This is a genomic window from Paenibacillus popilliae ATCC 14706 (assembly GCF_000315235.1).
Lineage (GTDB): Bacteria > Bacillota > Bacilli > Paenibacillales > Paenibacillaceae > Paenibacillus_B > Paenibacillus_B popilliae.
In genome coordinates, this window is the sequence record NZ_BALG01000189.1 from 1 (window position 1) to 2,306 (window position 2,306).

General features: G+C 36.9%; 4 protein-coding genes. All 4 read right to left on the bottom strand.

Annotation, left to right across the window (positions count from 1 at the left end; translation table 11 throughout):
* Positions 1-118: 118 nt before the first annotated feature.
* The 4 genes from PPOP_RS13085 to PPOP_RS13100 all read right to left on the bottom strand — a co-directional run bounded on the left by PPOP_RS13085 (position 119) and on the right by PPOP_RS13100 (position 2,157).
* Entirely contained in the window at positions 119-370 is a 252-nt protein-coding gene (locus PPOP_RS13085) for a helix-turn-helix domain-containing protein (protein WP_042228775.1), read from the bottom strand.
* A 212-nt stretch (positions 371-582) separates the two neighbouring features.
* Positions 583-1,053: a hypothetical protein gene (locus tag PPOP_RS13090; protein WP_006286963.1), complete on the bottom strand. Its 471-nt coding sequence runs from the start codon at positions 1,051-1,053 to the stop codon at positions 583-585.
* Between the two features lie 24 nt (positions 1,054-1,077).
* The gene (locus PPOP_RS13095; RefSeq protein ID WP_006286964.1) at positions 1,078-1,638 is read right to left on the bottom strand and encodes a hypothetical protein; all 561 of its coding nucleotides are present in this window, start codon (positions 1,636-1,638) and stop codon (positions 1,078-1,080) included.
* A gap of 270 nt (positions 1,639-1,908) precedes the next feature.
* Positions 1,909-2,157 carry a hypothetical protein gene (locus PPOP_RS13100; RefSeq protein WP_042228777.1) on the bottom strand — a complete coding sequence of 83 codons (249 nt, stop codon included), beginning with the start codon at positions 2,155-2,157 and terminating at the stop codon, positions 1,909-1,911.
* Positions 2,158-2,306: the final 149 nt, after the last annotated feature.

Below are 2,306 nucleotides of genomic sequence, written 5' to 3' on the forward strand. Positions count from 1 at the left end.
TGAGAATCGATTGAAGGATATACGGGATTGTGGTAGACTTTTGCATGGGAGTCGCCACCTTTCGGTTCGTTTGTAAGGGTACAAACATTTTACCAAGTTGGCGGCTTTTTTTCTATTCTTAAATTGTATTTTGTTGGTTAATCAACAGGCCTGTCTCTATATAATAATCGATCAGTGTTTCCAGGGGTATCTTCAACACCATTGCCAGTGGGCGTATCGTCTCAAATTCGGGTCGTTTGACATCACCCTTCTCAATTTTGGATATCGTCCCTTTAGGAATGCCCGACATCTCTGATAATTGTGTTAATGTTATATCTAATGCACGTCTGGTGTCTTGAATAAGTTCTCCCATTGTTTTGATGACCGTCATTCCCAATATCAACCCTCCCTGACCTATATATTACCATATATTTATGCGCAACACAAACATTTTTTTATATATTATCTATTTTGTGAAAGGACAAAAGAGTAACTAATTGTCCTGATTGTTGAAGACTATAAATTTGTTCTTTGGTTTCCTCATCATTAAATGTAACTGCAACACCCCACCAATACGTATTCGAGTAAGATTTATGCAATAACTTAACAATCCAATGAAGACCAAAACTCTTCAAAACCGTCTTCTATATATTCCCAGGTAAGTTCTACTGCCCCTTCTACTGCTTCATCTTCAAAAAAATCCTCATCTTCTTCAAGAAATTCCTTACCATCTATCCATTGATAATAATGTTGAAGTTCATGTGATAAGCTATTTAAAGTCGTCAAAATGGCAGCTCTACGTCCAAGCTCTTTCTCCAAATCATAAAAATCCCCTGTAGCAATTCGAATATGAGGCTCATCCTTTTTATCAAAGGGCGCATAAAATGTAGCAGATACCTGTTCTTTAGAAAATTTATTCACAATGTAATAACTTTCTTTTACATAAACAGGTACTCTTTTGGGAAAATTATAATGACAACGTAGCCACTTAGCAAAATGCACAAATGCTTTTTTTAAAATATCAGGTACATTCTTATCACAACGTATTCTTAGTCCCATTCTTTCTTCTTCCATCAACTTGTTTAAAATCAATCCTCTCTATTTTTTTCCACCCTTATGCTTTGGACTAGGTGTATGTTTCTTTGTAGGTCGGTTTGGATTTTTATTAGGATTACTTTTCCAACCATCTTGAAATTTTTTTCCTTCATTTACTTCTCTATTCTGCTTCTTTCTATTAGGCTTTCCAATCGGGCCTTCTCTTGATTCCATTAACGTAATACCCGTAGCTGCGGTGATTATAGGCACAATGATTTCAGCAGCTACGGGTATTAACGGAATGAAAACCGCAACTCGCTTATGTCTATTGCTTTCTGTAGGCTTTTCCAGCCAAGATAATACGGTTCCAATAGACGCGCCGCTTTCGTTAAAAACAGTTTGGCCTGTGTGCTTGTCTATGACCCGAATGTCGAGCGTTTGCGGAATTTCATGGTAAGTTACATAGGTAGTGTAGTCCTCTTTGCTGATTGTGATATGTTTCTCATGAGCGACGGAATAGGAATGCTCAACTCCAACTTGCCCTGGGGAAGCATAAGAAACACCTGCCAACGATACAACCAATGAACATGCTACAATCCCTGACAACATCTTCTTAAACCACATTCTTCATTACCTCCCAAATTATTTTTTTAAACCTAATATCACGGCAAATTGTTATGATGAACAGGTAAAGAATACAAAAAAATATCTTCTCCTCTTTCTCATAACCAGATGCGTTGCCCCATCTCGGCCTCGCGGCAACGGTATTCACAGCCCACTCCCTTCGGCAATGTAATTCTCAATCACCTATATTTTACCATGTGATTTGCGAAATACAAGCACTTTTTTTCAAATTACCCATTTGTGTGATATAAATACAAAAAAAGATAGCACTCAGAAGGTGTTTCGTCCTTTGTGTAGTTTATTCATAGTTTGTCTATACTTATGCTTTGCTATAACAGTCACAATAACGATATTGCCATTAGCTTTACCACTTAACATTATCGTATGTCCTTCTGTGGATATCCATCTGGTATTACCCCTCGGCGCAGAAATTGTTTTCACTTCTTTAAGTAAGTTATGCAGGTTTATATTTTGTTCTTTGCATCTTTTTCGAGCATGATGAGTAAATGCGTATTCCACAAATATCCCTCCCATTAGAACACTATACACTTGTCTTACATGACTTACATGACCAATGCAGTTCAATACACTAATTGGTAATCAGTCACCACTACAAAAGTGTCTACAATATTTCGATAAATATCTAAAAAACCACTTGACTTTTCAAA